General features: G+C 39.9%; 12 protein-coding genes. 5 read left to right on the top strand and 7 right to left on the bottom strand.

Features of this window, described 5'->3' with window-relative positions:
* Nucleotides 1–146 precede the first annotated feature (146 nt).
* From MP622_RS04415 to MP622_RS04390, 6 genes are all read right to left on the bottom strand, one after another.
* Nucleotides 147–1,943 (bottom strand): sigma 54-interacting transcriptional regulator, encoded by a 1,797-nt coding sequence (locus MP622_RS04415; RefSeq protein ID WP_243792707.1) that lies wholly within the window; start codon nt 1,941–1,943, stop codon nt 147–149.
* A 248-nt stretch (nt 1,944–2,191) separates the two neighbouring features.
* Nucleotides 2,192–3,118, bottom strand: a complete 927-nt coding sequence (locus MP622_RS04410; protein ID WP_243792706.1) for a hypothetical protein — start codon at nt 3,116–3,118, stop codon at nt 2,192–2,194.
* Between the two features lie 20 nt (nt 3,119–3,138).
* Nucleotides 3,139–3,849, bottom strand: coding sequence for an LrgB family protein (locus tag MP622_RS04405; protein WP_243792705.1), 711 nt, complete (start codon nt 3,847–3,849; stop codon nt 3,139–3,141).
* Entirely contained in the window at nt 3,842–4,246 is a 405-nt protein-coding gene (locus MP622_RS04400) for a CidA/LrgA family protein (RefSeq protein ID WP_104441938.1), read from the bottom strand. Before MP622_RS04400 ends, MP622_RS04405 begins: the two co-directional genes overlap by 8 nt.
* Nucleotides 4,246–5,898 (bottom strand): nitrite/sulfite reductase, encoded by a 1,653-nt coding sequence (locus MP622_RS04395; protein ID WP_104441937.1) that lies wholly within the window; start codon nt 5,896–5,898, stop codon nt 4,246–4,248. The genes MP622_RS04400 and MP622_RS04395 overlap by 1 nt, the downstream gene beginning before the upstream one ends.
* 66 nt (nt 5,899–5,964) lie before the next feature.
* Nucleotides 5,965–6,786, bottom strand: coding sequence for a hypothetical protein (locus MP622_RS04390; RefSeq protein ID WP_243792704.1), 822 nt, complete (start codon nt 6,784–6,786; stop codon nt 5,965–5,967).
* A 291-nt stretch (nt 6,787–7,077) separates the two neighbouring features.
* Here MP622_RS04390 and MP622_RS04385 point away from each other — a divergent pair, with 291 nt between their 5' ends.
* The 4 genes from MP622_RS04385 (at nt 7,078) to MP622_RS04370 (ending at nt 11,155) form a co-directional block, all read left to right on the top strand.
* A complete protein-coding gene (locus tag MP622_RS04385) occupies nt 7,078–8,535 on the top strand; it encodes a cytochrome ubiquinol oxidase subunit I (protein WP_243792703.1) in 1,458 nt (485 codons plus the stop codon).
* Nucleotides 8,528–9,532: a cytochrome d ubiquinol oxidase subunit II gene (gene cydB / locus MP622_RS04380; protein ID WP_044737982.1), complete on the top strand. Its 1,005-nt coding sequence runs from the start codon at nt 8,528–8,530 to the stop codon at nt 9,530–9,532. The genes MP622_RS04385 and cydB overlap by 8 nt, the downstream gene beginning before the upstream one ends.
* A gap of 14 nt (nt 9,533–9,546) precedes the next feature.
* The gene (locus MP622_RS04375; protein WP_104441935.1) at nt 9,547–9,669 is read left to right on the top strand and encodes a DUF2474 family protein; all 123 of its coding nucleotides are present in this window, start codon (nt 9,547–9,549) and stop codon (nt 9,667–9,669) included.
* A 70-nt stretch (nt 9,670–9,739) separates the two neighbouring features.
* Nucleotides 9,740–11,155, top strand: coding sequence for a PLP-dependent aminotransferase family protein (locus MP622_RS04370; protein ID WP_243792702.1), 1,416 nt, complete (start codon nt 9,740–9,742; stop codon nt 11,153–11,155).
* A gap of 320 nt (nt 11,156–11,475) precedes the next feature.
* Here the strand turns inward: MP622_RS04370 and MP622_RS04365 are convergent, their stop codons facing one another.
* Nucleotides 11,476–12,498 carry an AraC family transcriptional regulator gene (locus tag MP622_RS04365; protein WP_044737980.1) on the bottom strand — a complete coding sequence of 341 codons (1,023 nt, stop codon included), beginning with the start codon at nt 12,496–12,498 and terminating at the stop codon, nt 11,476–11,478.
* 101 nt (nt 12,499–12,599) lie between these two features.
* Here MP622_RS04365 and MP622_RS04360 point away from each other — a divergent pair, with 101 nt between their 5' ends.
* On the top strand, nt 12,600–14,090 hold the full coding sequence (locus MP622_RS04360; RefSeq protein WP_151503970.1) for an NAD(P)/FAD-dependent oxidoreductase: 1,491 nt from the start codon (nt 12,600–12,602) through the stop codon (nt 14,088–14,090).
* Nucleotides 14,091–14,147 lie beyond the last annotated feature (57 nt).

Here is a 14,147-nt window from a genome sequence, read left to right as displayed (position 1 = left end):
AAAGGACTGTTCAGTTCCTGAACAGTCCTTTGATATTAAGTATCTTAAAAAAAAACAGCGGGATGAATAGTTCCTACACAATGCTGCACAAACATCTATTTATGTCATTCAATAAACACTTCATTTTAAGCTAAATACAAAAGAACCTAACTGCTGATATATTTATACACCGTCGTTCTCGAAATATTTAAGCGCTTTGCTGTGCGTGCAATATTGCCATTCTCTTCATCTAATACCTGCATGACCATGTGTTTGGTCATTGCATTTAAATGTTGGTTTTTCGCTGCTAGCATAGGCTGATTCATTGTTTGAAGACTGACTGAGGACTCAGGCAAATAAAGTCGTGTCAGAACATCGCCCTCATTAAACGCCACCGATAACCTTACAATGTGAATGAGCTCACGAATATTCCCCGACCATGTATAAGTCTGAAACTGCTGCTCAACCTTGGCTGACCATTGTGATATGCCGAATTGATGCAGAATTTTATGGAAAATAGCCTGCTTATCCTGACGTAAACGTAAAGGCTCCAGATGCACTTGAAAGCCACAGATCCGATAATATAAATCGCTACGGAATGTCTGCTGTTCAATTTTCATTTTTAAGTCTTGATGGGTTGCGCATAATAACTTAAATGCTGATTTAATCGGTTTGCGTCCCCCAACCCGATAAAACCGTTGGTCTTGCAAGACGCGTAAAATTTTGACTTGCAAATGTAAGGGCAAATCACCAATTTCATCGAGAAATAGAATTCCTTGATCCGCCAACTCAATGAGACCTTTTTCACCCTGTTTTTTCGCCCCTGTAAAAGCACCGCCCTCATAACCAAACAGTTCTGCCTCCAATAAATGATCAGGTATCGCACCACAGTTAATGGAAATAAAAGGTAAATCAGCATCGAGCTTTTGATGTAATTGCTGTGCAAAGTGGTCTTTTCCTGTCCCTGTTTCTCCTGTAATCAGCACTGGAATATCTGCCTTTAAGGCTTTCAGTGCCTGATCAAGCGAATGAAGTGCAGTAATGGCTCTGGCTGGACTAGGAACATTTACATTGAACTGATGAAATTGTGCGTAGAAAAAAGCATGGTCATGACTTTGAATAAAAAAGGCATTATTGGTGTCAACCTGAGTCAAATGCTCAATAACAAAGAAATTATAAATCGTTTGATCCAAGACCTGCTCAATGGAACCATTGAGTAATTTCAATGCCATTTGGTTGGCTTTAATAACTCTATGCTGCTCATCCAGTACGATCATGCCTGTATAGGCATTTTCGAGTAAATCTTTGGAGTGCTGAAAATAAAGTATGTGCTGATTTGGTTTGATTTCAGCAAGAATCACTTTATTTTCTAAAATATAACTTTGATAAAGCAAATGTCTGAGCCAATTGCTTGCTAAAAGCCCTCGCGGTGAAGTGATATCCAAAGCACCCAAAACCGCTCCTGCCCCATTAAACACGGGGACTGCGGCGCAAGAATAATTGGCAAACTCATCTAAATAATGCTGATGTCCAGTCATGATCATCGGCTGTTTCGACAGAACACTACATGTAGGAGCAATCGCACCAAAGATAGAAGGATCTATCACCCGACCTGTCCGTAAAAAATGATATTGTTCATCTAAGTTTGGGTTGTGTCGTTCTGCAATAATCTTCAACTGCTGATTAATTAAGAAAACACTGACATCCTGCTGTCCAAATAACTGCCAAATGTCATTTAAAACCACTTCTGCCAATTCCGCGAATTTCATATCTTCTTTAGAAAGGTGGTCGACAGGAAAATCATATAAAGACGTCAGTTTAGAAAAAGGACTTAAGCCTGATTTTTTAGCACTTTCCCATGCTTGTAAAATCGGTGAATCCCGCTCCACCAGCTCAGGTAGTGCACCTGTACTGTAAAAATTATATTTTATATTTTGCCAAGAAAATTCAGATAAACTATCCATGAGCATATTCCAAACCAATCCATTTCTTTAAACCAAATACAGATAGATTGGAATGCATTTTGAATCTTCTTCAACGACCCATTTATAAGGTTTAGGCCAGTGACATTTAAGAACATTAAACGACATTCCATCTAAGCATAGGCAGCATCCTAGTTTTCATCACGTTTAACCATGACTTTTCCAGTTTTTCCTACAATTCAAGTATGCAATCATGATGAAAAGCCTTCGATGGCTACATCACCATAAAACTATGAATACGATTTCTCAATAGCAATATGTTGAAAATAAGTTCGATAGAGATAAACGCATCCGAGTGAAAAACTCACCATCAAACATGAAGCAACTGGTAAGTGCATCACACTGTCTTGTGGAAAGACAAAGACCAAAAATGGAAAGGCATACACCGCAGGAATCCGCATATCAAACAACTTGAGCAAAACAAACATTAAGGGCATATAAATGAAAGTGAGCAGCATCCAATCTTGAATCAAGAACAGCATCGCAACGGCTATAGAGATAGACAGTGTCAATAGAGCAACCTGCATAAGATACATTTTCAACGAATACATCATCATATTCAGAGACTCATACACCACCACCGTAATTGGAGGAATGAGTGCCATCGCTTCGACCTTGAATATCGCAGCGAGTGCAAAACCCATTAATGTAATACTGGCATACACCCCTATCTTTCTTCGATCAAAGTTCCCTTTCCGTTCCAACCCTTGGTTCAGTTTAAATAACACAACACCCAACATCAGGATAAAACTGGTGACCAAGATGGAAATCAAAAATGATAGTTCATCAGCTTGGGTTACAATCGGCAAGAAACCCGTGGCCAGTGCGGGTGGTAAGATATAATTAAACGTCCACATGACCAGCAGCATGGCACATAGCACCAAAACCAGTTTAAACAGGTACGAAACTGGCATTAGATTAATGCAAAAGCCAATTACTGCCGTCAAACTAGGCAAAATAAAAATTTTATCGGGTTGATTCAACCACTGTTTATCTCGATAAACCCATAACCCAACAGCCATCGCGACTATTTCAGGTAATATAATTTCTCGGTCATGCAAGCCATAAGCTGCCGCCACCATGAGCAAAATAAAGAGAAAAGCAGCAACATAACTTTTAGAGCTTAAAGTTATCTTTACATGTGACATAGGATTCATTTGCGATTCCTTATTTTGATTTAAAATGATATAGCGCCAAGGATGTGTTTCGTCAGTGCGATCACTGTAGGAGCAAATAGCACCATGATGATTCCTGAAATAATCATGGAAAGGCTGGCAATCACACCTTCTAATTCATGCCGTTGTCTTGCACGGGCAATCCCCATGGCATGTGCGGCATTGCCGAATGCTGCCCCTGAAGCAATCTTGTTCTTGAACCGTATCCATAGCAGCAGAGCATCTCCCAACAACATGCCGACCAAACCTGTAATCACGGTAAAGAGCGGAATTAAGCTAATTGAACCGCCAACTTTTTCAGTCAGCACAAAAGCAAAGGGAATTGAAATGGAACGTGCCAATAAACTATTTTTGACAATGTCATCGAAATTCATCAGACTGGCCAAAAACCAGCTACTGAAAATACCCACCAACATAGCAAGGCTAGAAGTCAACATGAGTACTTTAAAATGTTGCTGAATCATGCTGCGATAGCGAAATACAGGAATCGCAAAAGCCACTGTGATGGGACCAAGCATCGCGACCAAATACTGGGTATAGCGGTAATAGTCTTGGAACTGATGCCGTAACATAAAAATCAGCACGATGCTCAAAATAGGGACGACAATAATTGGCGATAAATAGATTTTTTGTGTTCGAACAAAGAACTGCTTTGCTATGAAATAACACACTACGGTCCAAACTAAGTAAAAAATCCCCCAGAACTCAGTCATACTGACCTTCCTGTTTTAGATCTTCACGCTTTAAGAACATCCGCACCGCATATACAGAAGCCATCATGACCAGAGTTGTGCTGATCAAAATCACCAACAGTATTTTCCAACCACTGATAATCAATAAGTCCTGATACTGAATCACACCGACCACAGGTGGAATAAAAAACAGTAACAGCTCGCCAAGTAAAAAGTCGGCACCATGTTCAACCTGAGCTAATTTCAACCACTTCATCTCAAGCAAGAACAACAACAGGAAAAAGCCCAACACACCAGATGCCAGAGGCAAGCTCAGTAGCCTTTGCAATACATAAGCACAGCTCCAAACCGCCAAAATGATGATAATTTGGTAGCTTGAGCTTTTTAGCCTGCTGGGCAGAGTTAAGATATCCAACATCAGCCTATGTCCGCATAAGCCCGTTCTTTAAATGGCTGAATCGAGACACGTTGGTAGGTTTCTAAAAAAGATTCATGCGCTAAACGCAAATCCAAATAAGTATTCAGAATTTCTTCGAGCACATCAGGAATATCTTCTGCTGGAAATGACGGTCCTAAAATATCGCCAACAGATGCGTCATGGTCGGAGTTACCTCCTAAAGTAATTTGATAATATTCAGCACCTTTTTTATCGACACCTAAAATGCCAATATTGCCGACATGGTGATGCCCACACGCATTCATACAGCCAGAAATGTTCAGATCAACCTTGCCTAAATTATATATAGTGTCTAGATCATCAAAACGACGAGCAATCGCTTCATAAACAGGAATAGATTTCGCATTCGCCAATGAACAAAAGTCACCACCGGGGCAGCAAATCATGTCGGTCAGAAAACCAATATGTGCACGGGCTAGATTGGCACGATCCAAAACTTGCCACAGTTCAAATAAATCTTTTTGTCGCACATCAGTTAAAGCTATATTTTGCTCATGTGTCGTGCGGAGTTCACCAAAAGTATATTGATCAGCTAAATCTGCAATTAAACGCATTTCATCGGAAGTCATATCTCCAGGGGCTACACCAGCCCTTTTTAAACTAATTGTGACTATACGATAGCCTGCCACTTTATGAGGATGAGTATTGATATTGAACCAGTGTTTAAATTTCGGATATTGCTTGAATAAAGCTTCAAAATCATACTGTTCTAAGTTTTCATACGTAAATGGCTGAAATACGACATCCATTTGCTCTAAAACACTTTGTTGAACTTTGAGTTGAGTCTGAGTATAGGCAAATTCTGCTTCAACTTTTTCAGCAAAGCCCTCAGGAGTTAATGCTTTAACGAGAATTTTGATGCGTGCTTTATATTTATTATCGCGACGACCATGTAAATTATATACGCGCATGATGGCATCTAAATAAGCAATTAAGTCTTCACGCGCTAAAAAGTGCTTGATCACATGCCCAGCTAAAGGTGTGCGACCCAAACCACCACCTACTTTAATTTGATAGCCAATTTCCCCTGTTTCATTTTTTACAATATACACCCCAACATCATGGAATGTTGTTGCAGCTCGATCCTCTTCTGGGTGTGCACAAACTGCGATTTTAAATTTACGTGGCAAGAATGAAAATTCAGGATGGAAGGTACTCCATTGGCGAATCAGTTCACAGGTTGGACGCGGATCGGTCAATTCCCCTTCAACAACACCTGCATACTGATCTGTAGTGGTGTTTCGAATACAGTTCCCACTCGTTTGAATGGAGTGCATGTGTACCGTAGCCAGTTCCTGCAAAATATCAGGTACATCTTCCAGCTGCGGCCAATTCAGTTGAATATTTTGACGGGTTGAAATATGTGCATAACCACGATCATACTTCTGTGCAACCTCAGCTACCTTACGCAATTGCTTTGCATTCATTAAGCCATAAGGCACAGCTAAACGTAACATCGGTGCATAACGCTGAATATATAGACCATTTTGCAACCGTAATGGTCTATATTCTTCTTCGGTCAGTTTTCCCTCTAAATAACGCTGGGTTTGATTACGAAATTGTGCAACACGTTCATTCAATAAATTCTGGTCAAAATCTGTATATAGAAACATCTGGGCTACCTATCTATTTATGCGATAAATATGAAATAAATGCATTTTTGATGAGAATGGAATGGATCAAGCTGAAAAAGTTACAGGATGATTAGAGACAGCATTCTGTAGACAGGTCTGCATATATTCAGCATAAACAGATAACTTTTCATAAACATGCTCTGCATAGAACATGTCTTCGACCAATTGCGTGGCTTGTTCTTGGTTGTAACTTCCATTCACACTGAGTAACTGCGCATTGAGTTTGGATAACTTTTCACACAATTCGATATAGCTTTGATCTTTATGTTTAAACAATAACTTACGCATATTTAATTCAGCACTGTCCATCATCTTGTCTAATGGATTAGTCTGAATACAATAGATTTTGATCTTAAAAAACTTCGCAATTGCAGCAATTTTTTGCATATCAACATTTAAATGGGTGATTAAAAAAATTTGAGTCACATCAGCTCTGCACAAGGCGTTTAGCAAGGCATAATAAAAAAACTCAATATCATCTAGGTCATTGTCATGCAGATCCAAATAGATATTTAAAGCTTGCAGCACATCATCAATTTTTAGGTGCGGTTTTTTCTCTGCCTGATAGTAACGGCTTAATAGATTCAGTACAGACGCGGTCGCTTGGCTATGGTAGATAGTGGTTTGATTTAAATTCCCTAGAATAAATGGCGCAAATAAGTAAGCCAAACTAGATTGTTCATGCTGAATTGCCGACTGTACAATATAGTTTGCTTTCGCCTTGGAAAGCTCGCGCAAGACTTTTGCTCGGAGTAGTGTTGCTTCTAAATTCACGAATTTCTGTGTCAGCTTCTTTTTCAACTTCGCTGAAAAAGCTCCCTGTTCAACTATCTCAGGAATTTTATTCAGACTTTCTGTAACAAACATTTCATCACCATCCAGATTGATTCATATTTGTTATTTTGATTCTTTTTCAAATCAGCAGTAGCTACAGAATTGTGCTGTATAAATATAACAGAGTATTTTTATCTACTTTCTCTGTTATATTTTATATAACATATTTTTGTACCTACATCTTGAATTCTGTGTCCTGCAAAATCTTGATAATTATTCAAAGTAGGTAGTTTTGATGAAACGATCTATAATTTTTTATAACACTAAAATAAATAGTGTTGATTTAAAAAATCTCAGAAACCCATGTCTAAAATGGGAGGTCCTATGAGCCTCGGTTTAACCGCACTTGAACTCGCACGAATTCAATTTGCCTTTACAGTTTCATTTCACATCATTTTTCCCGCTACTTCGATTGGCTTGGCCTGCTTTCTAGCACTGCTGGAATGGAAATGGCTGCGCACCCAAAACCCAATTTATAAAGATCTGTTCAAATACTGGATTAAGATCTTTGCCGTCGCCTTTGCCATGGGGGTCGTATCAGGCATAGTCATGGCGTATCAGTTCGGTACCAACTGGAGTGAATTTTCTCGAATTGCTGGTTCAGTCACTGGTCCATTGCTGACTTATGAAGTGCTAAGCGCCTTTTTCCTTGAAGCTGGCTTTCTCGGCATCATGCTGTTCGGTTGGGGGCGTGTTGGTCCTAAGGCACATTTTTTTGCTACCTTGATGGTCGCCATTGGTACCTGTATTTCTATGTTCTGGATTTTATCGTCCAACAGTTGGATGCAGACCCCACAAGGCTTTGCCATTGAAAATGGTATTATTGTTCCATCTGACTGGTGGGCAATTGTGTTTAACCCATCCTTCCCCTATCGCTTTGCCCATATGGCAACCGCAGCTTTCCTTGTATCTTCATTATTGGTTGTTGGTACAGCTGCTTGGCATTTATTCAAAGGTCGTCGCGATGAGTTAGTCAAGAAATCCTTCTCTATGGGACTTTGGATGGTACTCGTAACTTCATGCCTGCAAGTGGTGATTGGGGATCAGCATGGTCTGAATACCCTTGAGCATCAACCGACTAAATTGGCTGCAATTGAGGGTCACTGGGAAACCAACCATGATCATGGTATGCCGTTACTGTTATTCGCTTTACCCAATATGGAGAATGAACGTAATGCCTTTGAACTAGGCATCCCAAACTTAGGTAGCTTAATTTTAACCCATTCTATGGATGGCAAAGTCACTGGCTTAAAAGACTTTGCCCCTGAAGATCGTCCACCTGTTCCAATCGTGTTCTGGAGTTTCCGCGTGATGGTGGGACTCGGCATGCTCATGGTGTTGATGTCACTGACTGCTTTATGGTTACGTAAACAAGACCGATTATATGAAAGCCGCTGGTTTCATAAGTTTGCTACCGTTATGGGACCCACAGGTTATATCGCCTTGCTCGCAGGTTGGGTCACCACGGAAGTCGGCAGACAGCCTTGGGTGGTCTATGGAGTAATTCGTACTCAGCATGGATTATCACATACCGTGACTGCAGAACAAGTGGGTCTTAGTCTGATTATTTTTGTACTGGTCTATACCGTCGTTTTCGGCACAGGCATCTATTACATGCTGAAATTAATCAAGGTAGGTCCTTTACATATAGACAGTGTTGATCAGCAACTTGCAGGTCCTGGGCACTTTAAAACGCCAATGCGACCATTGAGTGCTGTTGATGAAACAATTGATGGTTCAGCAAGCCAAACACCTGAAAATAAGGAGCAGCATCATGATTGATCTTGCATTAGTCTGGGTCGGTATCATTGGCTTAGGTGTATTGATTTACGTGGTTATGGATGGCTTTGATCTGGGCATAGGCATACTGTTTCCATTTATTCAAGGGCATCAAGAACGCGACGTGATGATGAACACCGTTGCCCCTGTCTGGGATGGCAACGAAACTTGGATGGTCTTGGGTGGTGCAGGTTTATTTGCTGCCTTTCCGCTAGTCTATTCCACCGTGTTATCTGCCTTGTATTTACCGATCATTTTTATGGTAGTGGCTTTAATTTTCCGAGGCGTGGCTTTCGAATTCCGCTTTAAGGCCCACCGTAGCAAGCCGCTATGGGATCAAGCATTTATTTGGGGTTCATTCTTTTCTAGCTTCTTCCAAGGAGTTATTCTGGGAGCTTATATTCAAGGAATTGAAACACAAAATGGCATTTATAGCGGTGGCACACTCGACTGGCTGACTCCATTCTCTTTGTTTGTGGGCTTGGGTGTAGTTATCATGTATAGCGCATTAGGCTGCGCATGGCTCATCATGAAAACCGAGGCAGATTTACAAGCAAAAATGTATAGGCTGATGCCTAAGCTAATTATTACCTTATTAATTGTCTTTGGTGCAGTCAGTATCTACACACCCATCAGCCATCCTGAAATTGCACAGCGCTGGTTTAGCTTACCAAATCTGTTCTATTTCAGCCCTGTACCGGTGTTGGTACTGATCTGTTCTGGGCTTATTTTGAAAGCATGTGCACAGCAAAAAGATGCTCAACCCTTTGTTTTAACGCTGGGTCTGGTATTTTTAGCCTTTACGGGTTTTGTAATTAGTTTATGGCCCAACATCATTCCACCAACTATTTCCATCTGGCAAGCTGCTGCTCCTGAATCAAGTATGAAATTTGCACTGGTAGGTGCTGTCATTCTAATTCCGATTATTCTGGTTTATACCTTTTTATCCTACTGGGTGTTCCGTGACAAAGTGCGTATTGGTGATGAAGGCTATCATTAAGCAAGGTGACCCTGATGAAAAAAATGCAAAATCGTTTGAATCCTACAACATGGTTCATCTTATTATGGTGTTTTGGTTTCCTATCCCTAGGCTTAATTGCAGGAATTTTTAGACTGCTACTCAGCTTGGCTTATTAAAAGCATCTTTGATAAAACCTCGGATAGCCATGCAATCATGGCTATCCCCTTCTCATATGAGCATGTCCTTATGTATAAATCAGAACAACTCGCCTTAAGCCTCAAACATCTTATTGAAACAGGGACTTGGAAAACAGATGAGAAACTTCCTTCTTTAAGACAACAAGTCGAAATTTCTGGGTTTAGCTTAATTACAGTAATGAACGCCTATCAGGAACTGGAAGCACAAGGGCTGATCTATTCAAAAGAAAAATTAGGTTACTTTGTTACAGAGAATCCCTTACAAACTGCACTCGCAAAAAGAGTCATTGTGAATGAAAAAATTGAGATTAACTCACTGGTATTTCGTTATTTAAAATCCATTCAATCTGAAAAAATCATTCCCTTAGGAAGTGCTTTTCCCGATAGCCAACTGCTTTATTCTCCAAAACTAATGCAGACTTTAGCACAACAGGCAAAATACCGTGTTGGTTATGAGCAGATGCCGAGTTTACCACCTGGAAACTACGAGCTCAGAAAACTAATTGCTCAACGCTATTGTATGCAAGGCATTCCCACCGATCCCTCTGACATTGTGATTACCTCAGGTGGTCTAGATGCTTTAAATCTGTCTTTAAGAGCCATGACTCAAGCAGGTGATTATATTCTTCTGCAAGAAACTATTTTCTATGGAGCTTGGCAAGTTGCTGAAAATCTGGGCTTAAAGGTCATTACCATTCCAGAACACCCAGAACATGGATTGGATTTGGAGGCCTTTAAGAAAGCCATTACAAGCTATCCAATTAAAGTCTGTCTATTGATGCTGAACAGCCATAATCCGATTGGATTTACAGTCAGTGATGAGATTAAATTCGAATTGGCTAAACTGTTACACCAGCATGAAATTTATTTGATTGAAGATGATGTCTATGAAGAGCTTTATTATGATCAAAAACGACCGCTATCCATGAAGTATTATGATCAACAAAACTTGGTCTTGCACTGCTCTTCTTTTTCCAAAACTTTGGGAGCAGGTTTCCGTGTTGGTTGGGTTTATGCGGGAAAATTTTCTGAACATATACAACATCTACAATTAATGAGTACCATCTCTGTCAACTCTTTCATTCAAAATGCTTTAGTCGATTATCTCTCACATCGTCATTATGAAAAACATTTAAAAGGTCTTCGTACAACCTTTAAAAAGCTTAAAAATCAATATTATCAATATCTCAGCAAGAACTTACCCGAAAATTGTACTATTCATTATTATCCATCGGGCTATTTTCTGTGGGTAACACTACCTGAAGAAGTAGACAGCAGCAGCATTTATGAAAAAATGATTCAAAAAGATATTGGTATTTCCCCAAGTATTCTTTTTTATCGCAAGAATAAAAAGCATAACCACATTCGTATCAATTGCTCTTTTGAAATGAATGAAACCATCATTCAAGCACTTGATCTCTTGATTGAACAGATTTCAATGATGCTGGATGATCTGCATCTTTGAATCAATCGCGATTGAGGAAATAACTAAGCCTATCTCTCTAAATAAAGTAAGATCCCATTAAACCTAACTTTATTGGGTTGGATTCTGTGTTTTTTATGTTTTTAGATTACTTTATTACAACCATGGAGCATTCCTGTTACTTCATTTTGCTCAGATTTGGACTGATGATACAACAGTGCTTTGTATATGATATAAAATAATTTTTATAGGCTAACCTAAACCGCCCAGATTTTATCCTCACTGCCAGCAACAAAAATCTATCTTAAAACCATTCAGCACCGAACTTGAATTTTATCTAGACACAATTCAAGTTCATTATTTTAAATACTCAGTTGCCCTTTAGCATTACGGACTTCTTTAGGAGAACGACCAAACCAGCGTTTAGTGGCACGACTTAAAGCAGATTGTTCAGAAAATCCTAAGATATTGGCCAACTGGCTCATCGGAATTTTTGTTTCCCACAAATACTGTAAGGCAAGCTCTTTGCGAATTTCGTCCTTAATCTCATCAAAACTTGTCCCTTCACTGGCAAGCTTACGCTGTAGAGTACGTGGATGTAAGCCCAACATAGCTGCGATGCGAATTTTATCTGCACGCGGTGTGGCTAAATGAATTCTTAAAGCTTTGCGTACACTAGAACTGACCATTTCAGCAGGATTTCGAAAGTGCCGAGTAATATAATCTTGTGCGATTTCCCGTAAGGCAGGGTTACTGCTGTGTGGCTGACTTTCAAGGGTTCGTCTATGTAAATGTAATGCTGCTCTTTCTTGATTAACCAAAATAGGCGCACCAAAAAAACGTTGATATTCACTAATTGCAGCAATAGGTTTATGTGGTAAGGAAACGGCCTTTAATTCATAGTTTTCAGCAGCAAGCCATTTTAAAATACGATGGGTAGTCCCCAAACAGTTATCAATCGTTTGCCGCTGGGGTGCATAGCCATTGATTTGAATTTCAAATATAACTTCTGCGGCATCTTCAAAAAGTGGACTAGGTTGGTTTAGTGACATCACCAAACCTGGACCATGCAAAAACATAAAATCTGAAGTGTATTCAATCACACCACGTATAGACGATGCGCTTTGGAGAATAATCCCTAAAACCCCTAAAACACTGATGTCCTGATGGCGCGAAACACGTAGCCCCAAATCTGGACATTGCGCAATTGCTGCAGTTTGCTCAAACAAATTTATGACGCTTCTTTGGCATAGCCAAGCATCATCCTGTTTGAGTTGATCCAGCGTAATATTGTGCTGTGCGAGTAGCGGTTCTGGGTCAAAATTCAGATCTTGCATGACCTCAAGATAACCACGAATCCCACTGGCATGTACCATAATTGTCATGTCTTCTAGAGTTAAATATCTGTCTCCTAAAGTCAAGTTTAAATTTGATCAACCGCTAGTATTAAAGAAGGAAAAAAACAAAAGCGACAAGGAGCCGCAAAATGCAAATGGAATATGATGTAGTCATCATCGGAGCAGGTTTAGGTGGAATTGGCATGGGATGCCAACTTTTACAACAGAACCCCAATAAATCATTCACAATATTAGAGCGCCGACAAGCACTAGGTGGAACGTGGGATCTGTTTCGCTATCCAGGCATTCGCTCAGACTCAGACGTGATTAGCTTTGGCTATAAATTCAGTCCGTGGAATAGCGATAAAGTGCTTGCTGCGGGTGAGTCGATTAAGCAGTATTTGCAAGAAACAGCTCAGAAATTTAAGATTGATCAAAAAATTCGTTACGGCATCAAAATTATCTCTGCTAATTTTTCAACCCAAACCAATAAATGGACGGTAGAAACGGTTAATGAAACAACGGGAGAAAGTTGCCAATTCAACTGTAATTATCTCATTGCTGCAACGGGTTACTACAACCATGACCAAGGTTATACGCCTAAGTTTGAAGGTGTTGAAAACTTTAAAGGCCAAATCGTTCATCCACAGCACTGGCCTGAAAATTTAGACTATAGCAATAAGCGAGTCGTGGTGATTGGTAGCGGTGCGACAGCGGTGACTTTAATTCCTGCAATGGCCAATGATACTGCACATATCACCATGTTACAGCGCTCACCAAGCTATGTCATTAATGTGCCAAATACTGACAAACTGGTCGATGCTTGTCGAAAAGTCCTGTCTGAAAAACTGGTGTATAAAATTTTCCGTAAGCGTAATATTTTTATGCAGCGCAGTATTTATAAAGTCTGTCGTCGCTTCCCGAAACAAATGCGTTCATTCTTGCTTTCAAATGTTCAAAAAGCCTTGGGTGATCAATATGATATGTCCCACTTTACACCAGAATATATGCCTTGGGATGAGCGTCTCTGTGCCATTCCAGACAACGATTTATTTGACGTGATTCGTGACGGCAAAGCATCTGTTGTGACCGATCAAATTGAACGTTTCACTGAAAATGGTATTTTGCTCAAATCTGGTAAAACCCTAGAAGCAGACATCATTGTGACAGCAACAGGTCTTGAATTACAGTTGTTTGGTGGTATTCAACTTTTTGTAGATCAAGAGCAGATCAAACCTAATGAGAAAATGAGCTACAAAGGTACATTAATTGAAGATGTCCCGAATTTTGCTTACTTATTTGGTTATACCAATGCACCGTGGACCTTAAAAATTGATTTATCCAGCGACTATATTTGTCGTTTAATCAATGAGCTCGATATTCGTCAAATGACGGCAGTCAAACCTGTTGCACCTGCAAATGAAAAAACAAGCAACAGTATTGTTCACGGTATGCGATCAGGTTATGTACAACGTGGAGATTGGGTCTTGCCGCGCCAAGGTAAATCTACCGAGTGGTTTGTAAGCCATAACTTCGAAAAAGATGAAGCGATGTATAACTTGCCAATCGAAAGCCAGCATCTGGTTTGGACTAGCGCTGCGCAACAGCCTAAAGCGAAGGCTAAATCAAAAGTAGCTTAAGCCATCATTGATCATAGATTCATATGGAGATTCTTCATATGAATCTAGTGTGAACAA

It is taken from the genome of Acinetobacter sp. PK01 (assembly GCF_022819285.1).
In the GTDB taxonomy this organism is placed as follows: Bacteria; Pseudomonadota; Gammaproteobacteria; order Pseudomonadales; family Moraxellaceae; genus Acinetobacter; species Acinetobacter tandoii.
Note: the sequence above shows the minus strand (reverse complement) of the source record. Positions and strands in the feature narration are given on the sequence as shown.

Bases quoted from the DNA above. Each gene is read 5' to 3' on its own strand.
- MP622_RS04415 (WP_243792707.1), bottom strand. From the start codon at position 1,943: ATGGATAGTTTATCTGAATTTTCTTGGCAAAATATAAAATATAATTTT.
- MP622_RS04410 (WP_243792706.1), bottom strand. From the start codon at position 3,118: ATGAATCCTATGTCACATGTAAAGATAACTTTAAGCTCTAAAAGTTAT.
- MP622_RS04405 (WP_243792705.1), bottom strand. From the start codon at position 3,849: ATGACTGAGTTCTGGGGGATTTTTTACTTAGTTTGGACCGTAGTGTGT.
- MP622_RS04400 (WP_104441938.1), bottom strand. From the start codon at position 4,246: ATGTTGGATATCTTAACTCTGCCCAGCAGGCTAAAAAGCTCAAGCTAC.
- MP622_RS04395 (WP_104441937.1), bottom strand. From the start codon at position 5,898: ATGTTTCTATATACAGATTTTGACCAGAATTTATTGAATGAACGTGTT.
- MP622_RS04390 (WP_243792704.1), bottom strand. From the start codon at position 6,786: ATGTTTGTTACAGAAAGTCTGAATAAAATTCCTGAGATAGTTGAACAG.
- MP622_RS04385 (WP_243792703.1), top strand. From the start codon at position 7,078: ATGAGCCTCGGTTTAACCGCACTTGAACTCGCACGAATTCAATTTGCC.
- cydB (WP_044737982.1), top strand. From the start codon at position 8,528: ATGATTGATCTTGCATTAGTCTGGGTCGGTATCATTGGCTTAGGTGTA.
- MP622_RS04375 (WP_104441935.1), top strand. From the start codon at position 9,547: ATGAAAAAAATGCAAAATCGTTTGAATCCTACAACATGGTTCATCTTA.
- MP622_RS04370 (WP_243792702.1), top strand. From the start codon at position 9,740: ATGTATAAATCAGAACAACTCGCCTTAAGCCTCAAACATCTTATTGAA.
- MP622_RS04365 (WP_044737980.1), bottom strand. From the start codon at position 12,498: ATGACAATTATGGTACATGCCAGTGGGATTCGTGGTTATCTTGAGGTC.
- MP622_RS04360 (WP_151503970.1), top strand. From the start codon at position 12,600: ATGCAAATGGAATATGATGTAGTCATCATCGGAGCAGGTTTAGGTGGA.